The organism is Mycobacterium parascrofulaceum ATCC BAA-614, from assembly GCF_000164135.1.
GTDB lineage: Bacteria > Actinomycetota > Actinomycetes > Mycobacteriales > Mycobacteriaceae > Mycobacterium > Mycobacterium parascrofulaceum.
In genome coordinates this window covers 110,619-133,280 of sequence record NZ_GG770555.1, presented here as the reverse complement: position 1 = coordinate 133,280, position 22,662 = coordinate 110,619, and the positions used below count along the sequence as shown (strand labels likewise).

At 70.8% G+C, this 22,662-nt stretch carries 24 protein-coding genes and 1 pseudogene; 4 read left to right on the top strand and 21 right to left on the bottom strand.

What is annotated here, in order from left to right; translation table 11 throughout:
* A partial coding sequence (gene cydC / locus HMPREF0591_RS16255; RefSeq protein WP_007169698.1) for a thiol reductant ABC exporter subunit CydC occupies positions 1 to 1,126 on the top strand: 1,126 nt, incomplete at its 5' end.
* Here cydC and HMPREF0591_RS16250 read toward each other — a convergent pair.
* The 10 genes from HMPREF0591_RS16250 to HMPREF0591_RS16205 all read right to left on the bottom strand — a co-directional run bounded on the left by HMPREF0591_RS16250 (position 1,101) and on the right by HMPREF0591_RS16205 (position 12,201).
* A complete protein-coding gene (locus tag HMPREF0591_RS16250) occupies positions 1,101 to 2,498 on the bottom strand; it encodes a bifunctional lysylphosphatidylglycerol flippase/synthetase MprF (RefSeq protein ID WP_007169697.1) in 1,398 nt (465 codons plus the stop codon). The genes cydC and HMPREF0591_RS16250 overlap by 26 nt on opposite strands.
* Before the next feature lie 143 nt (positions 2,499 to 2,641).
* Positions 2,642 to 3,523, bottom strand: a complete 882-nt coding sequence (locus tag HMPREF0591_RS16245; protein WP_040622965.1) for an acyl-CoA thioesterase II — start codon at positions 3,521 to 3,523, stop codon at positions 2,642 to 2,644.
* A 19-nt stretch (positions 3,524 to 3,542) separates the two neighbouring features.
* Positions 3,543 to 4,961: a pyruvate kinase gene (pyk, locus tag HMPREF0591_RS16240; RefSeq protein ID WP_007169695.1), complete on the bottom strand. Its 1,419-nt coding sequence runs from the start codon at positions 4,959 to 4,961 to the stop codon at positions 3,543 to 3,545.
* 66 nt (positions 4,962 to 5,027) lie between these two features.
* Positions 5,028 to 5,429, bottom strand: coding sequence for a DUF2752 domain-containing protein (locus HMPREF0591_RS16235; RefSeq protein WP_040622964.1), 402 nt, complete (start codon positions 5,427 to 5,429; stop codon positions 5,028 to 5,030).
* Positions 5,430 to 5,487: 58 nt separating this feature from the next.
* Positions 5,488 to 6,903, bottom strand: coding sequence for a prolipoprotein diacylglyceryl transferase (locus HMPREF0591_RS16230; protein ID WP_007169693.1), 1,416 nt, complete (start codon positions 6,901 to 6,903; stop codon positions 5,488 to 5,490).
* Positions 6,900 to 7,715 carry a tryptophan synthase subunit alpha gene (gene trpA / locus HMPREF0591_RS16225; protein ID WP_007169692.1) on the bottom strand — a complete coding sequence of 272 codons (816 nt, stop codon included), beginning with the start codon at positions 7,713 to 7,715 and terminating at the stop codon, positions 6,900 to 6,902. The genes HMPREF0591_RS16230 and trpA overlap by 4 nt, the downstream gene beginning before the upstream one ends.
* The gene (trpB, locus tag HMPREF0591_RS16220) at positions 7,712 to 8,974 is read right to left on the bottom strand and encodes a tryptophan synthase subunit beta (protein ID WP_040622962.1); all 1,263 of its coding nucleotides are present in this window, start codon (positions 8,972 to 8,974) and stop codon (positions 7,712 to 7,714) included. Before trpB ends, trpA begins: the two co-directional genes overlap by 4 nt.
* A gap of 74 nt (positions 8,975 to 9,048) precedes the next feature.
* A complete protein-coding gene (gene trpC, locus HMPREF0591_RS16215) occupies positions 9,049 to 9,867 on the bottom strand; it encodes an indole-3-glycerol phosphate synthase TrpC (RefSeq protein ID WP_007169690.1) in 819 nt (272 codons plus the stop codon).
* Between the two features lie 113 nt (positions 9,868 to 9,980).
* Positions 9,981 to 10,670: a TIGR02234 family membrane protein gene (locus HMPREF0591_RS16210; RefSeq protein WP_007169689.1), complete on the bottom strand. Its 690-nt coding sequence runs from the start codon at positions 10,668 to 10,670 to the stop codon at positions 9,981 to 9,983.
* Positions 10,663 to 12,201, bottom strand: coding sequence for an anthranilate synthase component I (locus tag HMPREF0591_RS16205; RefSeq protein ID WP_007169688.1), 1,539 nt, complete (start codon positions 12,199 to 12,201; stop codon positions 10,663 to 10,665). Before HMPREF0591_RS16205 ends, HMPREF0591_RS16210 begins: the two co-directional genes overlap by 8 nt.
* 94 nt (positions 12,202 to 12,295) lie before the next feature.
* Between HMPREF0591_RS16205 and HMPREF0591_RS16200 the strand changes: the two genes are divergently transcribed.
* Entirely contained in the window at positions 12,296 to 12,751 is a 456-nt protein-coding gene (locus tag HMPREF0591_RS16200; RefSeq protein ID WP_007169687.1) for a peroxiredoxin, read from the top strand.
* Positions 12,752 to 12,754: 3 nt separating this feature from the next.
* On the opposite strand, the gene HMPREF0591_RS16195 is transcribed toward HMPREF0591_RS16200, so the two are convergent.
* A complete protein-coding gene (locus HMPREF0591_RS16195) occupies positions 12,755 to 13,846 on the bottom strand; it encodes a calcium:cation antiporter (RefSeq protein ID WP_040622959.1) in 1,092 nt (363 codons plus the stop codon).
* A 262-nt stretch (positions 13,847 to 14,108) separates the two neighbouring features.
* On the opposite strand from HMPREF0591_RS16195, the gene HMPREF0591_RS16190 reads away from it, so the two are divergent.
* Positions 14,109 to 14,465: a WhiB family transcriptional regulator gene (locus HMPREF0591_RS16190; RefSeq protein WP_007169685.1), complete on the top strand. Its 357-nt coding sequence runs from the start codon at positions 14,109 to 14,111 to the stop codon at positions 14,463 to 14,465.
* A 16-nt stretch (positions 14,466 to 14,481) separates the two neighbouring features.
* Here HMPREF0591_RS16190 and hisI read toward each other — a convergent pair whose 3' ends face one another.
* From hisI to hisD, 8 genes are all read right to left on the bottom strand, one after another.
* Positions 14,482 to 14,829, bottom strand: coding sequence for a phosphoribosyl-AMP cyclohydrolase (gene hisI, locus HMPREF0591_RS16185; protein WP_007169684.1), 348 nt, complete (start codon positions 14,827 to 14,829; stop codon positions 14,482 to 14,484).
* Positions 14,826 to 15,611, bottom strand: a complete 786-nt coding sequence (gene hisF, locus HMPREF0591_RS16180) for an imidazole glycerol phosphate synthase subunit HisF (protein ID WP_007169683.1) — start codon at positions 15,609 to 15,611, stop codon at positions 14,826 to 14,828. The genes hisI and hisF overlap by 4 nt, the downstream gene beginning before the upstream one ends.
* Before the next feature lies 1 nt (position 15,612).
* Positions 15,613 to 16,413, bottom strand: coding sequence for an inositol monophosphatase family protein (locus tag HMPREF0591_RS16175; protein ID WP_007169682.1), 801 nt, complete (start codon positions 16,411 to 16,413; stop codon positions 15,613 to 15,615).
* 7 nt (positions 16,414 to 16,420) lie between these two features.
* Positions 16,421 to 17,152, bottom strand: coding sequence for a bifunctional 1-(5-phosphoribosyl)-5-((5-phosphoribosylamino)methylideneamino)imidazole-4-carboxamide isomerase/phosphoribosylanthranilate isomerase PriA (gene priA / locus HMPREF0591_RS16170; RefSeq protein WP_007169681.1), 732 nt, complete (start codon positions 17,150 to 17,152; stop codon positions 16,421 to 16,423).
* 82 nt (positions 17,153 to 17,234) lie between these two features.
* Positions 17,235 to 17,855, bottom strand: a complete 621-nt coding sequence (gene hisH, locus HMPREF0591_RS16165) for an imidazole glycerol phosphate synthase subunit HisH (RefSeq protein WP_007169680.1) — start codon at positions 17,853 to 17,855, stop codon at positions 17,235 to 17,237.
* Positions 17,852 to 18,472 (bottom strand): imidazoleglycerol-phosphate dehydratase HisB, encoded by a 621-nt coding sequence (gene hisB, locus HMPREF0591_RS16160; RefSeq protein ID WP_007169679.1) that lies wholly within the window; start codon positions 18,470 to 18,472, stop codon positions 17,852 to 17,854. The genes hisH and hisB overlap by 4 nt, the downstream gene beginning before the upstream one ends.
* Positions 18,469 to 19,605, bottom strand: a complete 1,137-nt coding sequence (locus HMPREF0591_RS16155) for a histidinol-phosphate transaminase (protein ID WP_007169678.1) — start codon at positions 19,603 to 19,605, stop codon at positions 18,469 to 18,471. The genes hisB and HMPREF0591_RS16155 overlap by 4 nt, the downstream gene beginning before the upstream one ends.
* Complete coding sequence (gene hisD / locus HMPREF0591_RS16150; RefSeq protein WP_167310157.1) at positions 19,602 to 20,918, bottom strand: histidinol dehydrogenase; 1,317 nt, start codon at positions 20,916 to 20,918, stop codon at positions 19,602 to 19,604. The genes HMPREF0591_RS16155 and hisD overlap by 4 nt, the downstream gene beginning before the upstream one ends.
* Before the next feature lie 105 nt (positions 20,919 to 21,023).
* Between hisD and HMPREF0591_RS16145 the strand changes: the two genes are divergently transcribed.
* Entirely contained in the window at positions 21,024 to 21,446 is a 423-nt protein-coding gene (locus HMPREF0591_RS16145) for a nitroreductase family deazaflavin-dependent oxidoreductase (protein WP_007169676.1), read from the top strand.
* Between the two features lie 125 nt (positions 21,447 to 21,571).
* On the opposite strand, the gene nadC is transcribed toward HMPREF0591_RS16145, so the two are convergent.
* A complete protein-coding gene (gene nadC / locus HMPREF0591_RS16140) occupies positions 21,572 to 22,423 on the bottom strand; it encodes a carboxylating nicotinate-nucleotide diphosphorylase (protein WP_007169675.1) in 852 nt (283 codons plus the stop codon).
* A pseudogene (locus HMPREF0591_RS16135) lies at positions 22,423 to 22,662 on the bottom strand (L-aspartate oxidase); the annotation flags it as partial. The pseudogene HMPREF0591_RS16135 and the gene nadC, both read right to left, overlap by 1 nt.

The window sequence follows — 22,662 nt, the reverse complement described above, 5'->3', positions numbered from 1 at the left end:
GGCCAGGCGGGAAGACGTTGCGCGCCAACATCATTCGGAGCGCGACACGTCGGCGATGCTCGCGCTGGAACACGCGCCCGAGCTGCGCGTCGCCGGCCTGCTACCCCGTGTCATCGCCGAATCGCAACGCCGCCAGCGCGCGTGGGGCGCCGCCCTCGACGACGCCGCCAGGCCGGCCGCCGTCGCCGAAGCCGTGCCCACCGCCGCGATCGGCGCGAGCGTACTCGGCGCGGTGGTGGCCGGCATCGGGCTGGCGCCCTCCGTCGCGCCCACGACGCTGGCGGTCCTGATGTTGTTGCCGCTGTCCGCGTTCGAGGCGATGACCCCGTTGCCCGGCGCCGCGGTTGCGCTGACGCGGTCCCACATCGCCGCGCGCCGGCTGGTGGACCTGACGCAGACCGGCCGCCCGCATCGGCCCGGGCCGTCGACGGCGCCCGCGCCGAAACCCCCGGGCGTCGGCCTGTTGGCCGCCGACGTCCGGCCCGGCCACGCCGAGACGGCCCGGGCACACCGCATCAGGCTGGAACTCCCGCCCGGCGCCCGGCTCGCCGTCACCGGCGCCAGCGGGTCGGGCAAGACGACGCTGTTGATGACGCTCGCCGGGCTGCTCCCCCCGCTGCAGGGGCGCGTGACGCTCGACGGCATCGACCTCACCGACTTCGACGAAGCCGACTTGCGCCGCGCCATCAGCTTTTTCGCCGAGGACGCGCACGTCTTCGCCACCACCGTGCGGGACAACCTCCTGGTCGCGCGCGGAGACTGCGAGGACCCCGAGCTGACGCGAGCTCTGGATGCTGTCGGGCTCGGCGCCTGGCTCGCCGCCCTGCCCCAGGGTCTGTCGACGGTGTTGACCGGCGGCGCGCAGGCGCTGTCGGGGGGCCAGCGCAGGCGGCTGCTGCTGGCGCGGGCGGCGCTCTCCCCCGCCCGGATCGTGCTGCTCGACGAGCCGACCGAACACCTGGACGCGGCCGACGCCGACCCCATTCTCCGCGACCTGTTGGGGCCGAATTCCGTGCTGATGCCGGCCGAACGGACCGTGGTGGTGGCCACCCATCACCTGCCCGACGACCTCGGCTGTGGGGAGCTTCGCATGGACGCGCTCAGAGGTGTCGCCGGCGCGGCATGAACTCCAGCGACAGCAGCACGATCAGCAATTGGACGAGCTGGGTCATCGAGATCAGCGCGTAGCGCCGGGCGTCCAGCGCGTGGAACTTGCGCACGTACCGGTACAGCGACTCGAGCGCGATCAACGGGTCGAGGACATGGATCAGCCGGTAGAAGACGCGCTGGGCGCGGTTGCGATTCTTCTCGTCGAAGATCTCCGGGAACGCCGCGAACGCGAGCGAAAGGCGTTGCGCCCCATTCCCTTTTCCGGCCATGATCATGTCGACGCTGAGCCGTTCGTCGATGCCGTTGGGGGCCCCGCGCCGGCGCCACGGCACGTCGAGGGTGATGTCGCTGCCGCCGCCGGCCGTCGCGTACCGGTGGAACCCCTGCACCTTGCCGGAGGTGTCCCTGGCGACGATCAGCTGGATGCCGGGGAACCGGCCCTCCAGCACACCGTCGAGGTTCATGTGGAACCCGCGGTCGCTGCGGGCGCCCTTGCTCGACGCCCGCACCACCTCGGTCAGCTCGGCCAGCTGCTCGTTCGTCAGTTCCTGCTCGGCAACGATCTCGGTGGTGACGCCGCAGTTGTGCGAGCGCTTCACCGCCTGGCGCAGGTTGCGGAACTTGCGTCCCACCATGTCGAAACCGGTCACGTCGACCACCACGTCCCGCCCGATCGGCACCGCGCGCAACGACTGCCCGATCACCGTGGCGTCGCTCCACAAGTCGAGCCGACGCTCGCCGCAACCCACCACCGCGATGCGCCAACCGTGCGTGTGGCACATGGCGGCGAAGTCGGCGACCAGCTCGGGGAAGCGCGCCTCGTCGCCGAGCGGGTCACCGCTGACCACGGCGATGCCCAGGCGCGTCCGGTAGGCCAGCGCCGCGCTGCCGTCGGCGGTGAAGTGATAACTCTTGCCGGTCTGCATCGCGAACGGCGCCAGCGGGTCGTCGCGGGTGGCCTGGATCAACGCCCAGACCCGGGGCAGGTCCCCGGGACGGGGATGCGAGGTCGTCGGCCACATCAGCACCATGCCGGAACTCGCGATGACCAGGTCCCCGAGTAGATCGAAGGACAACAGGTGCAGGCCCAGGCCCGCCAGCACGAACGATGCGGCCGCGGCGGCGTGCAGGGCGGTGACCGGACGGCCCAGGAAGATGCCGCGCGCGATCCACGCCACCGCCACCAGGACCGTCAGCGACCAGGCCAATCGGTCGGTGTAGTGCCACTCCGGCTGGTCGTGGTGTCGGGCCACGATTTCACCCAGCCAACACGTCGCGCTGACCAGGGCCAACGCGCCGATCAGCCGGGCCGCCCGCGAATCGACCGAGACGACCACGCGTTCCCGGCCGCGAGCCTTCGCTGAGACGTCGACCAACGGCCCGCTCACACTCACCTCCCGATGCGCTGACGTTCCAGCTGGGCGGCTGGCTGCCACCTCTGCACCGAATACCCGGCTGGTAGAAACTTACGCCTGATCCCGGCCCTGCCGGGCCGGATTCGGGGCGGTGTCCTGCGGGTATTCCGCCCTGTCTATCGGCCGGAGGGCGGAAAGTATTTCAGCACCCCTTCTTGGACCACCGTCGCGAGGAGCAGTCCGGAGCGGTCGAAGAAGTGGCCGGTACCTAGCCCGCGCGAGTCCGCGGCCACCGGTGACGACGTCGAATAGAGCACCCAGTCGTCGAAGTCGACCTGCCGGTGAAACCACACGGAATGGTTGGCGGAGGCGGCGAAAATGCGGTCGAACCCCCACGACAAGCCGTGGGTGGTGATCACCGAGTCGAGCACCGTGGTGTCCGAGGAATACACCATGGTCGCCGTGTGCAGCACCGGGTCATCGGGCATCTTGCCGCCGGCCTTCATCCACACCCGGTTGTGTGGCAGCCGGTCGCCCTTTTCGCGCATCACCCAGGCCGGGTCGTTGGTGTAGCGCCATTCGATCGGCTGCAGGGCGTTGACGAAGTGCGGCACGGTCTCCTCGTAGCCGCGGAGCAACTCACCGATCGGCGGCTGGGTTTCGGGCTCGCCCACCCGCGGCGGGTCGACGGCGTGCTCGAGGCCGCGGCCGCCGGCCATGTAGGAGATCATCGCCGAGGACAGCAGCGTTCCGTCCTGCACGGCGTCCACGCGCCGGTTGGCGAAGCGCCGCTCGTCGCGCAGCCGGGTCACGTGGAACTCGATGTCCTTGGCGGTGTCGCCGCCGTTGATGAAGTGCACGGACAGCGCGCTGGGCGGCAGGTCGTCCCGGACCAGGGTGCGGCTGCTCGCGACGAACGATTGGGCCATGAGCTGGCCACCGAACGTCCGCATCGGATTCTTGCTGGGATGTGCCCCGACGAAGAGTTCGTCCGTGACGCGGTTGAGGTCGAGCGTCGCGAGCAATTCCTCGAAATCAGAATCGGTGTCGATCGCGATCTCTCCTCTGGTCGCCTGGCTAGACGTCGTCCTCCCCGATCCGGTGGACGTGGATCAGGTTGGTCGACCCTACTGTGCCAGGCGGCGCGCCGGCCACGATCACCACCAGGTCCCCCCGCTTATAGCGGCCGAGCTCCAGCAGCGACATGTCGACCTGGCGGATCATGCCGTCGGTGGACGTCATCATCGGGACGATGAACGTCTCGGTGCCCCAGGTCATCGCGAGCTGGCTGCGGACCTCGGGCCACGCGGTGAAGGCCAGCAGCGGCAGCGGGGTGTGCAGTCGCGCCAGCCGCTTCACCGTGTCACCGGACTGGGTGAAGGCGACCAGCGCCTTGGCGTCCAGGCGCTCGCCGATGTCACGGGCGGCATACGAGATCACCCCCCGCTTGGTGCGCGGCACGTGCGTCAGCGGCGGAGCGGCGGTGGAGTTGTCCTCGACGGCGCAGATGATCCGCGACATGGTCCGCACGGCCGCCAGCGGGTACTTGCCCACCGAGGTTTCGCCGGACAGCATCACCGCGTCGGCGCCGTCGAGCACCGCGTTGGCGACGTCGGACGCCTCGGCGCGCGTGGGCCGCGAGTTCTCGATCATGGAGTCGAGCATCTGGGTGGCCACGATCACGGGTTTGGCGTTCTCCCTGGCCATCTGGATGGCCCGCTTCTGCACCAGCGGCACCTCCTCGAGCGGCAACTCCACGCCGAGGTCGCCGCGGGCCACCATGATCGCGTCGAACGCCAGCACGATCGCTTCCAGATTGTCGACGGCTTCGGGCTTTTCCAGCTTGGCGATCACCGGCACGCGCCGGCCGATCCGGTCCATCACCTCGTGCACCAACTCGACGTCGGAGGGCGAGCGCACGAACGACAGCGCGACGAGGTCGACACCGAGGTCCAGCGCGAAGGTGAGGTCCTCGATGTCCTTCTCCGACAAGGCCGGTGCGGACACGTTCATGCCGGGCAGCGAGATGCCCTTGTTGTTGCTGACCGGGCCGCCCTCGACGACGGTGCAGATGACGTCGTCGCCGTCGATGCGTTCGACGACCAAGCCGACCTTGCCGTCGTCGACCAGCACCCGGTCACCGACCGTCGCGTCAGTGGCCAGCTTCTTGTAAGTGGTCGACACCCGGTCGTGGGTGCCTTCGCAGTCGGCGACGGTGATGCACACGGTTTCGCCGTCGGCCCAGTAGGTGGACCCGGTGGCGAAACGCCCCAGGCGGATCTTCGGGCCCTGCAGGTCGGCCAGTACGCCGACCGCGCGGCCGGTGGTGTCGGACGCGGCCCGCACCCGCTCGTAGGCGGCCTTGTGGTCGGAGTAGTCGCCGTGGCTGAAGTTCAGCCGGGCGACGTCCATTCCGGCCTCGACCAGCGCCAGGATCAGCTCGTCCGAATTTGTCGCAGGGCCAAGGGTGCAGACGATCTTTCCGCGTCTACTCACGCCGACCCAGCATAGTCGCGTGGGTCCGCCGCGGTCCGACCGAACGGGGTGTCGCGCTGTGCGCGGCTAGCCACCCTGAATCGCCGGAGACAGCGGGAAACCGGGCAGGTTACGCAGCACCGTCCACGCGATGACGGCGAGCACCATCGTCAGCCAGGCCGGCGTCGACAGGGCCGCCTCACCGCGCCCGCGGTTGATCAGCAGCCATCCGGCCAGCATCGGGATGCCCACCAGCAGGAAAACATTGTCGTTGACGGCGGCGGCGAGGTGGCCGTGCAGCAGATCGTGCGTCATGCGCAGGCCGCCGCAGAAGGGGCAGTTCCAGCCGGTGAGCCATTTGAAGGGGCACTGCGGGTACACGGAATTGGTGTTGTGCGGGTCGACCAGACCCACGTAGGCGAGTGCCCCGCCCAGCACCGCCGCAGTACCGGCCGCGGTGTACCAGCGCCGGCCGTGACCCGTCTCCATCGCCGGTCCGGCGGCATTGGGTTGCGTCACGTGTTCAGCATGCCAGACCGCGCGCCCGCTAGGGATTGGACGGCCGGTTCCTCCGCAGGCTCCACCGACGACGGGTTTGGGGCTCCGGCTCGGCGGCCGAAGCGATCTCCGGCTGCTCGGTTTCGGCTCCGGGCTCTTCGGGCTTTTCGGCTTCGGGTTCCTCGGGCTTTTCGGCTTCGGGTTCCTCGGGCTTTTCTGCCTCTTCCGGCTCTTCCGCTTCGGGCTCTTCGGCTTCGGCTTCGGCCTCGGCTTCGGGCTCCTCGGCCTCTTCCGGCTCTTCCGCTTCGGCCTCCTCGGCTTCGGCCTCGGCCTGTTCCCTTTCGGCCTCGGCTTCGGGCTCCTCGGCTTCGGCCTCTTCCGCTTCGGCTTCGGCCTCCTCGGCCTCTGGCTCCTCGACCTCGGCCTCTTCCGTTTCGGCCTCTTCCGTTTCGAGTTGTTCGGCCCGCGATTCCGCGGTCTCCGGCTCGTCGACCGGCGCCTCGTCGGTTGCCACCGACCCGGCCGGCTCGCGGTCGTCGTCGCCGTCGCCGACCGCGACCGCCGCGGGCTCGGCTTCCGCCGATTCCTCGGCGGCGTGGTCGGTGCCGTGCAGGCTCTCGGGCGCCTCCCGCCCCTTCGGTGCCACCATGAGGTACACCACGGCGCCGATGAACACGAAAGTCGATGTGAACGAATTGATCCGGATGCCGGCGATGTGGGTGGCGTAGTCGTCGCGCAGCAGCTCAACGCCGAACCGCCCCACGCAATAGGCGGCCACGTAGAGGGCGAACAGACGGCCGTGGCCCAACCCGAACCTGCGGTCCGCATAGATCAGGATGGCGAAAACCAGCACGTTCCAGATCAATTCGTACAGGAACGTCGGCTGCACGACGAGCGCGACCTGCCCCGTCGAGACGCCGTCCAACGAATGGGGGTCGATGTATCCCGAGGGGTCGCGGCGGTAGAAGATCTCCAGGCCCCACGGCAGTGTGGTCTCGCGGCCGTAGAGCTCCTGGTTGAAATAATTGCCGAGCCGACCGATGGCCTGCGCCAGCACGATCCCCGGGGCCACCGCGTCGGCGAAGGCGGGCAGCGGGATGCCATGACGGCGGCAAGCGATCCACGCGCCGACGCAGCCGAGCGCCACCGCGCCCCAGATGCCCAGGCCGCCGTCCCAAATGCGCACGGCCGCACCCAACCCGGCGCCGCCCGGGCCCCAATAGGTCCGCCAGTCGGTGGCCAGGTGGTACAGCCGGCCGCCCACCAACCCGAACGGCACCACCCACAGCGCGATGTCGTAGATGACGCCGCGCTGCCCCCCGCGGGCCGCCCACCGGCGGTCGCCGATCAGCAGCGCCACCACGATGCCGGTGATGATGAACAGCGCGTAGGCGCGAATGGGTAGCGGCCCAAGGTGCCAGACGCCCTGGGGCGGACTGGGAAAGTACGTCGGCAGCGTCCTCATCGGTCGGCCGCCTGCTGCCGGACACCGTCGGCCAGTTCCGCGGTCAGCGCCCGCAACGCGGGCAACCCGCCCTCACCGAGGGCCGACACCAGCGCCGAACCCACGATGACCCCGTCGGCGTAGCTGCCGATCTGCGCCGCCTGCTCCCGCGAGCGCACCCCCAGGCCGACGCCGACGGGAATGTCGGAGACCGCCTTGATCCGTTGCACCAGTTCGGGCGCGGCCTGCGACACCGCCTCACGCGCCCCGGTCACCCCCATCGTGGAAGCGGCGTAGACGAATCCGCGCGACGCCTCGACCGTCATCGCCAGCCGTTGTGGCGTCGACGACGGCGCCACCAGAAAAATGCGATCCAACCGATGCTCCTCCGCTGCCGCCAGCCACTGCCCGGCTTCGTCGGGGATCAGGTCTGGAGTGATCAAGCCGTGCCCTCCGGCCGATGCGAGATCCCGCGCGAACGCATCGACCCCGTACCGCAGCACCGGATTCCAATAGGTCATCACCACCGCGCGTCCGCCGGCCGCGCTGATCGCCTCGACCGCGGCCAGCGTGTCGCGGACCCGCACGCCGCCCTGCAGCGCGGCCTCGGTGGCCCGGGCGATGGTCGGCCCGTCCATACCGGGATCCGAATAGGGCACCCCGACTTCGATTATGTCGCAACCCGATTCGACGAGGGCGAGCATCCCGTCCACCGAGCCGGCCACATCGGGATAACCCGTGGGCAGGTACCCGATCAGCGCCGCCCGGTTCTCGGTGCGGCACATGTCGAAGACCGGCCCGAGCCTGCTGGCGTGCCGCTGTTCCACCGTCATCGCTCGCCGGGCCCCATCAGACCGAACCACTTCGCGGCCGTCTCGACGTCCTTGTCGCCCCGGCCCGACAGGTTGACCACGATGATCGAGCCCTCCCCCAACTCGAGGCCAAGCTCGACCGCGCCGGCGATCGCGTGGGCCGATTCGATGGCCGGGATGATTCCCTCGGTGCGGCACAGCAGCGCGAACGCGTCCATCGCCTGCGAGTCGGTGATCGGCCGGTACTCGGCGCGCCCGATCTCCTTGAGGTAGGCGTGCTCGGGACCCACCCCGGGATAGTCCAGACCCGCTGAGATCGAATGGGATTCGATGGTCTGGCCGTCCTCGTCCTGCAGCAGGTACGAGAACGAGCCCTGGAAGGCGCCGGGCGAACCGCCGGCGAAGGTCGCGGCGTGCCTTCCGGTTTCGACGCCGTCGCCCGCCGCCTCGAAGCCGACCAGCCGCACGCCCGGGTCGTCGATGAACGGGTGGAAGATCCCGATGGCGTTGGATCCGCCGCCGACGCAGGCCACGACCGCGTCGGGCAACCGGCCCGCCTGGGCCTGGATCTGCACGCGTGCCTCCAGCCCGATGATGCGCTGGAAGTCGCGCACCATCGCCGGGAAGGGATGCGGCCCCGCCGCGGTGCCGAAGCAGTAGTAGGTGTTGTCGGCGTTGGTCACCCAGTCACGGAACGCCTCGTTGATGGCGTCTTTCAGGGTTTTCGAGCCGCTCTCGACCGAGACGACCTCGGCGCCCAGCAGGCGCATCCGCGCCACGTTGAGCGCCTGGCGCGCGGTGTCCACGGCGCCCATGTAGATGACGCATTCCAGCCCGAGCAAGGCGCATGCGGTGGCCGTGGCAACGCCGTGCTGACCGGCGCCGGTCTCGGCGATGACCCGGCCCTTGCCCATTCTCTTCGCGAGCAACGCCTGGCCCAGGACGTTGTTGATCTTGTGAGAACCGGTGTGGTTCAGGTCTTCTCGTTTGAGGAAGATACGCGCCGAGCCGGCATGCTCGGACAGCCGGGGGGCCTCGTACAGCGGCGAGGGCCGGCCGGCGTAGTTGACCTGCAGGTCGTCCAGCGTGTCCAGGAAATCGGGATTGATGCGTTCCTTCTCGTAAGCGGCGGTGACCTCTTCGATCACCGCCATCAACGCCTCCGCGACGTATCGGCCGCCGTACACACCGAAATGGCCACCGGCATCAGGTTCGTGATGGGTGGGTTCGGCGACGGCTGCGCTCGGACGCGGAAGGTCCGGGCGGGACAGATTGACCATCACCAAGGCTCTACGCGGGGACGGCTCATCAGGTTCAACGTTTCAGCGCCGGGACTCTTCAACTGACTGAACGACTAGCGAGACGGTTTCGGACAGGACGGGTGGGTACCCGCGGTGACCAGGTCGGCGACCGCCGCGCGGGGGTCTCCGCTCTTGACCAGACCCTCACCGACCAAGACGGCGTCCGCGCCGGCACCCGCGTACGCCAACAGGTCCCCGGTGCCGCGCACACCCGACTCGGCGATCCGGATCACGTTGCTGGGCAAGCCGGGGGCGATGCGAGCGAAGCAGTCCCGGTCGACCTCCAGCGTCGCGAGATCGCGCGCGTTGACACCGATCACGTTGGCGCCGGCCGTCAGCGCCCGGTCGGCCTCTTCCTCGGTGTGCACCTCGACAAGGGCTGTCATGCCCAGGGATTCGGTGCGGTCCAGCATCGACACCAGAGCCGACTGGTCCAGCGCGGCAACGATCAGCAGCAGCATGTCGGCGCCGTGCGCGCGGGCCTCGTGGATCTGATATGGCTGCACGACAAAGTCTTTGCGCAAGACCGGGATCGACACCGCGGCGCGGACCGCGTCAAGGTCGTCGAGCGAGCCGTGGAAACGTCGCTCCTCGGTCAGGACGCTGATGACCCGCGCCCCGCCGTCCTCGTACGCGCGGGCCAGCTTCGCCGGATCGGCAATGGTGGCCAGCGATCCCGCAGACGGACTGGCGCGCTTGACTTCGGCGATGACGCCGATGCCGGGCTGCCGCAGCGCAGCCATCACGTCGCGCGGTGGCGGAGCGGCGGCCGCCGCGGCTTTGATTTCCGACAGGCTGACAAGGGCTTCGCGCGCGGCAACGTCGGCCCGGACTCCCTCGAGGATGGAGTCAAGCACGGTAGCCGGACTCATGCCTGTTGCTTCCCTTCGTGCTGTCACACATCGTCACCCCGACGACCACCTGACAAACCAGAGCCGATTGCGACGACGTGAATGAAGGGTAGCGGCCCTCGGCTTGCGCTCCGTCACCGACCCTCGGTGTCCGACCCGCGGGGCCGATCGGTCGGGTCCCGCGTCGGGTCACTGCCCTCGTCAAGCGCGTCCCAGAGCATCCGTTCCGTCATTTCCGGCGTCCCCGGCTGCTCCAGCATCGCGCCATCGGCGTCGTCGCGTAGCGCATTCGAGCGGCGCGTCGCCGGTGCCGCATACTTTTCCGCGCTCAACCGGGCCGATTTCGAGTCGCCGGCGGACCGCAACAACAGCACGGCCGCGACCAGGGTGCAGGCCGCCGCGCCCACCGCGACGCCCGCGCCGGTGTACCGCCGCTCGCTGCCCACCAGCGACATCACCGTGACGTGCGCCAGGTCGGCCCCTCGCACGGCGACGTCCGGCAGCGCCCACAGGCTGATACCCAGATATCCGACGGCCAGGCTGGCCACCGCCAGCAGGCCGGCCAGCACCCGCAGCGGCCAGCCGCGGACCGCGATCGCCGCCACCGCCGTCGCCAGCATGAGCACCGCCAGGGGCAGCAGCGCCGTCGACCACGACGCGCCGGACAGCGTCACCTCGCGTGGCGGACCCAGCCCGTCGAACGACCGGATCACCACCCACGGCAGCCGGGACGCCGCCCACAGCGCCGCCGCGGATCCCACCAGCAACACCTGGGCCACCCCGACGGCCACCCGGGCCCGGCGGTTCGGCCGGGCGTCAGCCATGGCGCCCAGTCTCCGGGGCGGTCAGCGTCTCGGCGGCGGCGATCGCGTTGAGCACGGCGCGCGCCTTGTTGGAGGCCTCGGTGTATTCGTACGGGCCGTTGGAGTCGGCCACCACCCCACCGCCGGCCTGCACATAGGCGGTGCCGCCGCGCATCAGCGCGGTCCGGATGGCGATCGCGAAGTCGGCGTTGCCGGCGAAGTCGAGGTAGCCGACCACGCCGCCGTAGAGGCCGCGCCGGGTCTTCTCCACCTCCTCGATCAGCTCCATCGCCCGCACCTTCGGCGCGCCCGACAGCGTGCCGGCCGGGAAGCAGGCCGTCACCGCGTCCAGCGCGGTCCGGCCCTCGGCGAGCATCCCGGTCACCGTCGACACCAGGTGCATGACGTGGCTGTAGCGCTCGATATGGCTGTAGTCCTCGACGCGGACGGTGCCCGGCGCGCAGACCCGGCCGAGGTCGTTGCGGCCCAGGTCGACCAGCATCAGGTGCTCGGCCCGCTCCTTCTCGTCGGCCAGCAGCTCCTTTTCCAGCAGCTGATCCTCTTCGTCGGTCGCGCCGCGCCACCGAGTGCCGGCGATCGGATGCGTGGTGGCCCAGCCGTCGTGAACGGTAACCAGCGCCTCGGGGCTGGACCCGACGACCGAAAAGTCCGTTCCGCCAGCGTCGTTGGGCACGTGCAGCAGGTACATGTACGGGCTGGGGTTGGTGACCCGCAGCATCCGGTACACGTCGATCGGATCGACGTCGGTGTCCATCTCGAACCGCTGCGAGGGCACCACCTGGAAGGCTTCGCCCGCGGCGATCTGGTCGACGAGGTAGTCGACGATCTTGCCGTACTCCTCGACGGTGCGCTGCGAGCGGTATTGCGGCTCGGGCCTGTCGAACGTGGCGACCGTGGAGGGCAGCGGCTGGCCGAGCGCCGCGGTCATCACGTCCAGGCGGGCGACCGCGTCGTCGTAGGCCTCGTCGACCCGCTCGTCGGTGCCGTTCCAGTTCACCGCGTTGGCGATCAGCGTGATGGTGCCCTCGTGGTGGTCGACCGCGGCGACGTCGGTCGCCAGCAGCAGCAGCATGTCCGGCAGCCCCAGGTCGTCGACGGCCAGCTCGGGCAGGCGTTCCAGCCGCCGCACCATGTCGTAGGCGAACAACCCGACCATGCCCCCGGACAGCGGCGGCAGCCCGGGCAGCGTCCCGGTGGCCAGCAGCTCGCACGTGGCGCGCAGCGCGTGCAACGGGTCGCCGCCGGTGGGCGCGTCCTGCGGCACCGCCCCGAGCCAGACCGCTTCGCCGTCGCGGACCGTCAGCGCCGACGGCGCGCCGGCGCCGATGAACGACCACCGCGACCAGGACCGGCCGTGCTCGGCGGATTCCAGCAGGAAGGTGCCCGGGCGGTTCGCGGCGAGCTTGCGGTAGGCCGACAGCGGCGTCTCGCTGTCGGCCAGCACCTTGCGGGTCACCGGGACCACGCGGTGCTCGGCCGCGAGCAGGCGGAAATCCTCCCGTGAGGTCGTCGCGGCGAGGTGGGCGTGCACCGACCCATCCTCCCAGATGGGCGCCGGCGGTTCGCGAGCGTGACGGGGCTGCGCTTTTGCGGCCCGGAATTCGCGGCGGCGTTACGCTCGCGTCATGAAACCCGGTGACACCGTCGTGGACTTCGCACTTCCCGATCAGACGGGGACGCCGCGCCAGCTCAGCGACCTGCTCTCCGGCGGCCCCGTGGTGCTGTTCTTCTACCCCGCCGCGATGACGCCGGGCTGCACCAAGGAGGCCTGCCATTTCCGGGACCTGGCGGCCGAATTCGCCGCCGCCGGCGCCCAGCGGGTCGGCATCAGCGCCGATCCGGTGGCCAAGCAGGCCAAGTTCGCCGACATGCAGAAGTTCGACTACCCGCTGCTGTCGGACACCGAGGGCACCGTCGCCGCCCAGTTCGGCGTCAAGCGCGGCCTGCTGGGCAAGCTGATGCCGGTCAAGCGCACCACCTTCGTCATCGACACCGACCGCACGGTGCTCAACGTCATCTCCAGCGAGTTCAGCATGGACACCCACGCCGACAAGGCGTTGGAGACGCTGCGCGCCCGGTGAGCGTCAGGGGCTGATCGACAGGAAGACGTAGGCGGCGAGCAGCACCAGGTGCACCTCGCCCTGCAGGCGGGTCGCCCGGCCGGGGATGACCGTCAGCATGCTGATCACGACGGTCAGCGCGAGCAGCACCAACTGGATGGCGCCCAGGCCGAGCACCAGCGGTCCCTTGAGCCAGATCGACGCCAGCGCGATCGTCGGGATGGTCAGCCCGATGCTGGCCATCGCCGAGCCGTAGGCCAGGTTCAGGCTGGTCTGGATGCGGCCCTGCCGCGCCGCGCGCACCGCCGACAGGGTTTCGGGCAACAACACCAGCGAGGCGATCACCACGCCGACGAAGGACTGCGGGAACCCCACCGCGGTCACCGCGCTCTCGAGAGCCGGTGACTCCTCCTCGGCCAGGCCCACCACCGCGACCAGCGCGACGAGCAGCAGCCCCAGGCTGCCCAGCGCCGCGCTGCGGCTGGGCGGCTCGGCGTGGCTTTCGTCCTCGAACAGCCGCTTCTGGCCCTTCTGGGCGACCGGCAGGAAGAAGTCGCGGTGCCGCACCGTCTGCGTGAAGACGAACACCAGGTACAGCAGCAGCGAGGCGACCGCCGCGAAGGTGAGCTGTCCGGGCGAGAACTCCTTGCCCGAGCCGCTGGTGGTGAACGCGGGCAGCACCAGGCTCAGCGTCCCCAGGGTGGTGAGCGTGGCCAGCGCGGCGCCGCTGCCCTCGGCGTTGAACAGCGTGACGCCGTAGCGCCGGGATCCCAGCAGCAGCGACAGACCCGCGATGCCGTTGGTGGTGATCATCACCGCCGCGAAGACCGTGTCCCGGGCCAGGGTCGCGGCCTCGTTGCCCCCGGAGGCCATCAGCTCGACGATGAGCGCGACCTCGATCACCGTCACCGCCGCCGCGAGCACCAGCGAGCCGAACGGCTCGCCGACCCGGGCCGCGACCACCTCCGCGTGGTGCACCGCGGCCAGCACGGCGCCGATCAGGAACGCCGCCGCCAGGGCGACCAGCGCCGGTCCCAGCTTCTCGCCCCAGACGGCCGCCAACATCCCGACGGCAAGCAGCGGTACGGCCGCGGTCCACGACACTCGTCTCAACATCGACCGCCATTCTCTTCGAAGGGCACCCGTTCCGGCGACTCCTGCGCGCCCGACCGTGGTCCCGGTTTGCCGGCCCGGGCAACGCACGCGGTCCTTGAGCCGAAAGTCCCCGGGCGGTTGCGACAAAAGCCCCTACGTTTCGGGCGACCCCGTTTCGTACGGTCGCAACATTCGCCTCAGGGTTGCACGGGCTCGGCCGGAGGGAAGTCAAGAGCATATCCGAGCGCTGCGCATCAGCACGGCCGGAGCGAAGGGGGAAGCGATGTTAGCGACCCGGATCGCCGCACGAATCGGCACCGACAATTCGGCACGCAACCGGCTGCGCAGCGCGGAGGCCGAGGATCGCGCCGCCTGGGTTTCGAAAGCGCTCTGTCGCACCGGCGACCCGGACGGGTTGTTCGCGCGCGGCGCCGCGCAGAGGAAGGCCACCGCGATCTGCCGGCACTGCCCGGTAATCCTGGAGTGCGGCGCCGAGGCGCTGGACAACCGGGTCGAGTGGGGCGTCTGGGGCGGGATGACCGAACGCCAGCGCCGGGCCCTGCTCCGGCAGCACTCCGAGGTGGTGTCCTGGGCGGAATTCCTGGCCGCGGCCGAGCACCGGCGTCGCACCGCGCATTAGGTTGTGCGCCGAGGCCCTAGCCTTCCGGGTGCAGCAGCACGTCGGCGTCGAAGCAGCTGTGGTCCCCGGTGTGGCAGGCGCCGCCCACCTGGTCGACCGTCAGCAGCACGGCGTCGCCGTCGCAGTCCAGCCGCACCGAGTGCACGCGTTGGGTGTGCCCGGACGTCGCGCCCTTGACCCACTGCTCGTCGCGCGAGCGCGAATAGTACGTCGCCTCACGGGTTTCCAGGGTGCGCGCCAGGGCGTCGTCGTCCATCCAGGCGACCATCAGCACGTCGCCGGTGCCGCGCTCCTGCACGACGGCGGTAAACAGGCCGTCGGCGTTGCGCTTGAGCCGCGCGGCGATCTGCGGGTCGAGCGTCATCGCACGGTGATCCCTTCGGCCGCCATCGCGGCCTTCACCTGGCCGATGGTCAGCTCGCGGAAGTGAAAGACGCTGGCCGCCAACACCGCATCGGCGCCAGCGGCGACCGCGGGTGCGAAGTGTTCGGCCGCGCCCGCACCGCCGCTGGCGATCACCGGCACCGTGACCGCCGAACGCACCGCCTGCAGCATCGCCAGGTCGAATCCGGCCTTGGTGCCGTCCGCATCCATCGAGTTCAGCAGGATCTCCCCCACGCCCAGATCGGCGCCGCGCGCGGCCCATTCGACGGCGTCGATCCCCGTCCCGCGGCGCCCGCCGTGGGTGGTGACCTCCCACCCGGACGGGGTGGGCACCGACCCCGGGGGAACCGTGCGGGCGTCGACCGACAGCACGATGCACTGCGACCCGAATTGCCTTGCCATCTCCTCCAACAGGTCGGGCCGGGCGATCGCGGCCGTGTTGATCGACACCTTGTCGGCGCCCGCGCGCAGCAGCACGTCGACGTCGGCCACCGTGCGGACCCCACCGCCGACGGTCAGCGGGATGAAGACCTGTTCGGCCGTGCGGCGCACCACGTCCAGCATGGTGGCCCGCCCCGACGACGAGGCGGTGACGTCGAGGAAGGTGAGTTCGTCGGCGCCCTCGGCGTCGTACGCGGCGGCCAGCTCGACGGGATCGCCCGCGTCGCGCAGGTTCTCGAAGTTGACCCCCTTGACGACGCGCCCGGCGTCGACGTCCAGGCACGGAATGACCCGCACCGCAAGGCCGTTACCGGACGTCATGTCAGTAGTCCTCCGGCCGGCCCGTGGCGCGCAGGACCTCGAGGATCTCGGCGTGCGCGCGGGGGCCCGCGGCCAGCGCGGAATCCGACGCGGGGGTCCACGGATCGCCGCGGACGTCGGTGACGACCCCGCCCGCGGCCCGCACCAGCGCGACGCCGGCGGCGTGGTCCCATACATGGCCACCGAAACTGATCGAGCCCCCCAGCACTCCGTCGGCGACGTAGGCGAGGTCGAGCCCGGTGGAACCGTGCATGCGCAGCCGGGAGGAGACCCGGCTCAGGTTCTCCAGCACCGCGATCCGGTAGCGTCCCGGGAACCGGCCCCGCGCGTCCGCGCTGAACGAGCCGGCCCCGATGAGGGCGTCCGCCAGGTCGACGTCGGCCAGCGGCGGTTGCGCGACACCGTTTTTCACCAACGGACCGCCCGTCACCGCGGTGTAGCGCTGGTCGACGAAGGGCAGCCAGGTCAGGCCGGCGACCGGGTCGCCGCGGTGCAGCAGGCCCAGCAGTATCCCCGCCATCGGCGAGCCGGCCGCGTAGTTGAACGTGCCGTCGACGGGGTCGAGCACCCACACCCATTCCGAGTCGACGTCGGTGCCGCCGAATTCCTCGCCGTGCACACCGATTCCGGTGGCCTCGGACAGCGCGGCGACCACCTGCCGCTCGATCGCGAGGTCCACGTCGGTGGCGAAGTCATTGCCCTTCTTCTGGACGGCCGAATCGGCGCGATGGCCGGCGAGGAACGGCTCGGTGGCGTCGTCGAGGATCGCCGACGCCTTCTCCACCAACGCGTCCAGGTCCATTGCCGCCCTACCCCGCGACCGCGGCCAGCGCCTGCGGCAGCGTGAACCGCCCGGCGTAGAGGGCTTTGCCCACGATGGCGCCCTCGACCCCGCGGTCGGTGAGGGTGGCGATCGCGCGCAGGTCGTCCAGGCTCGACACGCCGCCGGACGCGATCACCGGGGCGTCGGTGCGGTCGGCGACGGCGGCCAGCAGGTCGAGGTTGGGCCCGCCGAGCGTGCCGTCCTTGGTGACGTCGGTGACCACGAAGCGCGAACAGCCCTCGCCGTCAAGGCGTTCCAGCACCTCCCAGAGGTCGCCACCGTCGGTTTCCCAGCCACGTCCGCGCAACCGGTGCGCGCCGTCGACGATCTGGACGTCCAGGCCGACGGCGACCTTGTCGCCGTGCTCGCCGATCGCGCGGGCACACCATTGCGGGTTCTCCAGCGCCGCCGTGCCCAGGTTGACCCGGGCGCAGCCGGTGGCCAGCGCCGCGGCCAGCGAATCGTCGTCACGGATCCCGCCGGACAGCTCGACCCGCACGTCCAACTTGCCCACCACTTCCGCGAGCAGTTCGCGGTTCGAGCCCCGCCCGAACGCCGCGTCCAGGTCGACCAGGTGGATCCATTCCGCGCCGTCGCGCTGCCAGCCCAGCGCCGCGTCCAGCGCCGAGCCGTACTCGGTTTCGCTGCCCGCCTTGCCTTGGACCAGCCGCACGGCGCGGCCGTCCACCACGTCGACCGCGGGCAACAAGATCAACACGCTCTCTCCTTCGCGCCGAGACTGCGACTGGCGACGCGTCCTCTCGGCATTCGCGTAGCGGAATACAGTTTCGCGGAGGGCATCACAGCGCCTCCACCCAGTTGCGCAGTACCGCCGCGCCGGCGTCGCCACTCTTTTCCGGGTGAAACTGGGTGGCCGACAGCGGCCCCTGCTCGACGGCGGCCAGAAAGGGCACCCGGTGGGTCGCCCAGGTGAGCACGGCGTCGGGCGAGCCCTCCCAGCGCTGCGCGGCGTAGGAGTGCACGAAATAGAACCGGGTGTCGGCGTCCAGCCCCTTGAACAGGGTGCTGCCGGCCCCGGCGTCGACCACGTTCCAGCCCATGTGCGGGATCACCGGGGCGTCCAGCCGGGTGACCTCCCCCGGCCACTGGCCGCAACCCGTTGTCTGCACGCCGAATTCGATACCGCTGTCGAACAGGATCTGCATGCCGACGCAGACCCCCAGCACCGGCCGGCCGGCGGCGACCCGGTCGGCGATGATGCGGTCCCCGTGCACCCGGCGCAGGCCGGTCATGCAGGCCTCGAAGGCGCCGACGCCGGGCACCACCAGCCCGTCGGCGGCGGCCGCGGCGTCGCGGTCGGCGGTCACCTCGACCGACGCGCCCGCCCGCTGCAACGCGCGCTGCGCCGACCGCAGATTGCCGGAGCCGTAATCCAGGACAACGACGGATGGTTGTGTCACAGAACACCTTTGGTGGACGGCACGTCCGACACCCGGGGGTCGGGCTCGACGGCCTGGCGCAACGCGCGGGCCACCGCCTTGTATTGCGCCTCGGTGATGTGGTGCGGGTCGCGCCCGTACAGGACACGCACGTGCAGCGCGATGCGGGCGTTGGCGGCCAGCGACTCGAACACGTGCCGGTTGATGACCGTGTGGTAGGGCACCGAGCTACCGGCGATGGTGGTGTGTTGCAGGTGATCCGGCTCGCCGGTGTGCACGCAGTAGGGCCGGCCGGACACGTCGACGGCGGCGTGGGCCAGCGTCTCGTCCATCGGGATGAAGGCGTCGCCGAACCGGCGGATGCCGCGCTTGTCGCCCAGCGCCTGGTCGAGCGCCTGCCCCAGCGCGATCGCGGTGTCCTCGATGGTGTGGTGGCCCTCGATCTCGACGTCGCCCTGGGTGCGGACGGTCAGGTCGAAGCTGGCGTGGGTGCCCAGCGCCGTCAGCATGTGGTCGTAGAACGGCACACCGGTGTCGACCTGGACCCGCCCGGTGCCGTCGAGGTCGAGCTCGACGACGATGTCGGATTCCTTGGTGCGGCGCTCGATACGCGCGCGCCGGGTGGCAAGTGTGGTCACGGGGCTCCTACTGGGGTGGCTGGGGCCAGTTCGGTGGCGGCGATCTGGGCGCTGGCACGCAGGAACGCGTCATTCTCCCCGGCCAGCCCCGTCGTGGCGCGCAGGTAGCCGGGGATCCCGACGTCGCGGATCAGCACGCCGGCGTCCAGGTAGCGCTGCCAGGTGGCCGGGGCATTGGCGAACTCTCCGAACAGCACGAAGTTCGCGTCGCTGGGGATCACCCGGAAACCCATGCCGCTCAAGGCTTTCGTGACGCGCTCGCGTTCGGCGATCAGCGCAGCGACGCTGCTCAGGGTGTCGTCGGCGTGGCGCAGCGCGGCCCGGGCGGCGGCCTGGGTGACCGACGACAGGTGGTACGGCAGCCGCACCAGCAGCATCGCGTCGATCACCGCGGGCGTAGCGATCAGGTACCCCAGCCGCCCGCCGGCGAAGGCGAACGCCTTGCTCATGGTGCGGGTGACGATGAGCTTGGCCGGATACTCCCGGACCAGCCCCACGGCGCTGGGCTGCGAGGAGAACTCGCCGTAGGCCTCGTCGACGATCAGGATGCCCGGCACCGCGTCGAGCAGCCGGCGCAGATCCGGCAGCGAAACGCTCTGCCCGGACGGGTTGTTGGGGCTGGCGATGAAGACCACGTCGGGCCGGCGCTCGGCGATGGCGGCGACGGCGGCGTCGACATCCAGGCTGAAGTCGTCGGCGCGGACCCCCTCCAGCCACTCGGTGCGCGTGGCGTCGGAGATGATCGGGTGCATGGAGTAGGACGGGACGAACCCGATGGCGGTGCGGCCGGGCCCGCCGAACGCCTGCAACAGCTGTTGCAGGATCTCGTTGGATCCGTTTGCCGCCCAGACGTTTTCCACCCCGAGCGGCACGCCGGTCTGCGCGGTGAGATAGGCGGCGAGGTCGCGTCTCAGGTCGACCGCGTCGCGATCGGGATAGCGGTGCAGGTCGGCGGCCGCCTCGGCCACCGACCGCACCACGTCGTCCACCAGCGCCCGGCTGGGCGGGTGCGGGTTCTCGTTGGTGTTCAGCCGCACAGGCACCGCCAATTGCGGTGCGCCGTAAGGCGATTTACCGCGCAGGTCGTCGCGCAGCGGCAGGTCGTCGAGAGTGGGCTCGCGGGCTTCGGTCATCGCTCGAACCTCCGCCGGATCGCCTCGCCGTGCGCAGGCAGGTCCTCCGCCTTCGCCAGCGTGACCACGTGCCCCGAGACGTCCTTGAGGGCGGCCTCGGTGTAGTCGACGACGTGGATGCCGCGCAGGAAGGTCTGCACCGACAGGCCGCTGGAGTGGCGGGCGGAGCCCGCGGTCGGCAACACGTGATTGGACCCGGCGCAGTAGTCGCCGAGGCTCACCGGCGCGTACGGGCCGACGAAAATGGCGCCGGCCGAACGGATCCGCCCTGCGACCTCCGGCGCGTCGACGGTCTGGATCTCCAGATGTTCGGCGGCGTAGGCGTTGACCACCTTGACGCCGGCGTCCAGGTCGTCGACCAGGATGATCGCCGACTGGCGACCACCGAGCGCGGCGGCCACCCGGTCGCGGTGCACCGTCGTGCGCAGCTGGGCGGCCACCTCGGTGTCGGTGGCGGCGGCCAGCTCCGCGCTGGGCGTGACCAGGACGCTGCCCGCCATCTCGTCGTGTTCGGCCTGGCTGATCAGGTCGGCGGCCACGTGCGCCGGGTCGGCGGAGTGGTCGGCCAGGATGGCGATCTCGGTCGGCCCGGCCTCGGCGTCGATGCCCACCCGGGAGCGGCACAGCCGCTTGGCGGCGGTGACGTAAATGTTGCCGGGCCCGGTGATCATGTCGACGGACACCAGGTCTTGACCATCGGTGTCGGTGCCGCCGTAGGCCAGCAGCGCCACCGCCTGCGCCCCTCCGACGGCCCACACCTCGTCGACCCCGAGCAGCCGGGCGGCGGCCAGGATCGTCGGATGGGGCAGGCCGTCAAAGCGGGCCTGGGGTGGGCTGGCCACCACCAGCGAGCCGACGCCCGCGGTCTGCGCGGGCACCACGTTCATCACCACGCTGGACGGGTACACCGCATTGCCGCCGGGCACGTACAGGCCCACCCGCTCGACGGGAACCCACCGCTCGGTGACCGTCGCGCCCGGCCCGAGCGTGGTGGTGACGTCGGTGCGGCGCTGGTCGGCGTGCACGGCGCGGGCGCGTTCGATCATCACCCGCAGGGCCTCGACGATGTCGGGGTCCAGGTCCGCCAACGCCTTGTCGAGCGCCGCCTCGGGCACCCGGACGGCGGCGGGCCGCACCCCGTCGAACGACTCCCCGAACTCCAGCGCCGCCTCGGCGCCGCGCTCGGCGACGGCCTGCACGATCGGCCGCACCTTGGGCAGCACGCTCTCCACGTCGGCGCCCCCGCGCGGCAGGGCGGTCCGCAGCCGGGCAGCCGTCAGCTCGACGCCCCGCAGGTCGATGCGGGCCATCACGGGTGCCGAAGGGGTACTCATCGCCTCCATTGTCCCAGAGCAACTCAAGTGGATATCCGACCGGTACAGTGCCGGTGAAAGGCCCGTCCAACTCAGGGAGCCGTCATGTCCGCGAAGGATCACCCCAACAACGCGCCGGGCGTCCCAATGGTGTTCCCGCCCTGGTTCGAGCGCTTCCAGATCAAGTATTTCAACCCCGCGGTCAAGCCGATCGCCCGCTTCCTGCCCGGGACCGCGACCATCAAGCACCGCGGCCGCACCTCGGGTAAGCCGTACGAGACAGTCATCACCCCCTACCGCAAGGGGAACGTGCTGGCGATCGCGCTGGGCCACGGCAAGACCAACTGGGTCAAGAACGTCCTGGCGGCCGGCGAAGCCGACGTCCAGTTCAGCCGCAACCGGGTGGTGCACATCACCAACCCGCGGATCCTGCCGGCCGGCACCGAGGGGCCCGACGCCGAGCGCCTGCCCCGGATGGCCCGGGTGCAGCTGCGCCGGATCGGCGTCTTCGTAGGCGACATCGCCTGAGGCCGTCACGGCGCGTGTGCGCTGGCGGCGTTGCGCGTGCGCTGGCGGCGGCATTTCCGCGATGTTCCCGCCCTAGACGCACACCCGAGGCCCTGGACGCACGCTGAGCGCGGGGCCGGATGACGCTACATGTCCAGGCCGACGTCGAGCGCGCGCACCGAGTGCGTCAGGGCGCCGACGGCCAGGTAGTCCACCCCGGTTGCGGCGTAGGTGGCGGCGTTGTCCAGGCTGAGCCCGCCGGACGACTCGAGCAGGACGGCCGGGGCGCGCGCGTCACGGCGTTGCACGGCCATCTGCGTCTGCCACACCGGGAAGTTGTCCAGCAGCACCAGTTCCGGCTTTTCGGCCAGCACCTCGTCCAGCTGTTCGAGGGAGTCCACCTCCACCTCGCACGGCAGGTCCGGCGCCGCCTCGCGCACCGCGCGCAGCGCGTCGACGACCGACCCCGCGGCCACCACGTGGTTGTCCTTGATCAGCGCCGCATCCCCGAGCCCCAGCCGGTGGTTGACGCCGCCGCCGACCCGCACCGCGTACTTCTGCAGCGCGCGCAGACCGGGCAGGGTTTTGCGGGTGTCGCGGACCTTCGCCTTGGTGCCGTGCACGGCCTGGACCCAGGCCGCGGTGGTGGTGGCGATCCCCGACAAGTGACAGACCAGGTTCAGCATGGTGCGCTCCGCGGTCAGCAGGCCGCGGGTGTCCGCGCGCACGGTCAGCACCGGCTCGCCGGGCTGCAGCCGCGCGCCGTCCTCGACACCGTGCAGCACCTCGTAGCCCCCGGCGAGGACGGCGTCGAGGACCAGCAGCGCGACCTCGACGCCGGCGATCACGCCCGGCTGTCGGGGCACCATCGACGCCGTGGCCAGCGCGCCGGCGGGCACCGTCGCCAGGGTGGTCACGTCGGGCCCGTAGCGCAGGTCTTCTTCCAGCGCGCGCCGGATGGTGTCCTGAGCGGCGCTTCGCTCGTCGGGCAGCATCATCAGCCCACCGCCGCCAGCGCCTCCACCAGCACCGAGTTCGGGTCGGCGCCCAGCCGCAGCACGCTGCTGGCGGCCTGTTCGGGTGCCGGGTCCGGGTATTCGGCGCGGTGGTGGCAGCCGCGACTCTCGTTGCGGGCCAGGGCCGCCGCGGTCACCGCGCGCGCGGCGACCGCCAACGCGACGTCCTCGAAGTCGCGGCGGCCGGCGATGGCGCGCGGCCCCGCCGCCGACAGCGTGTC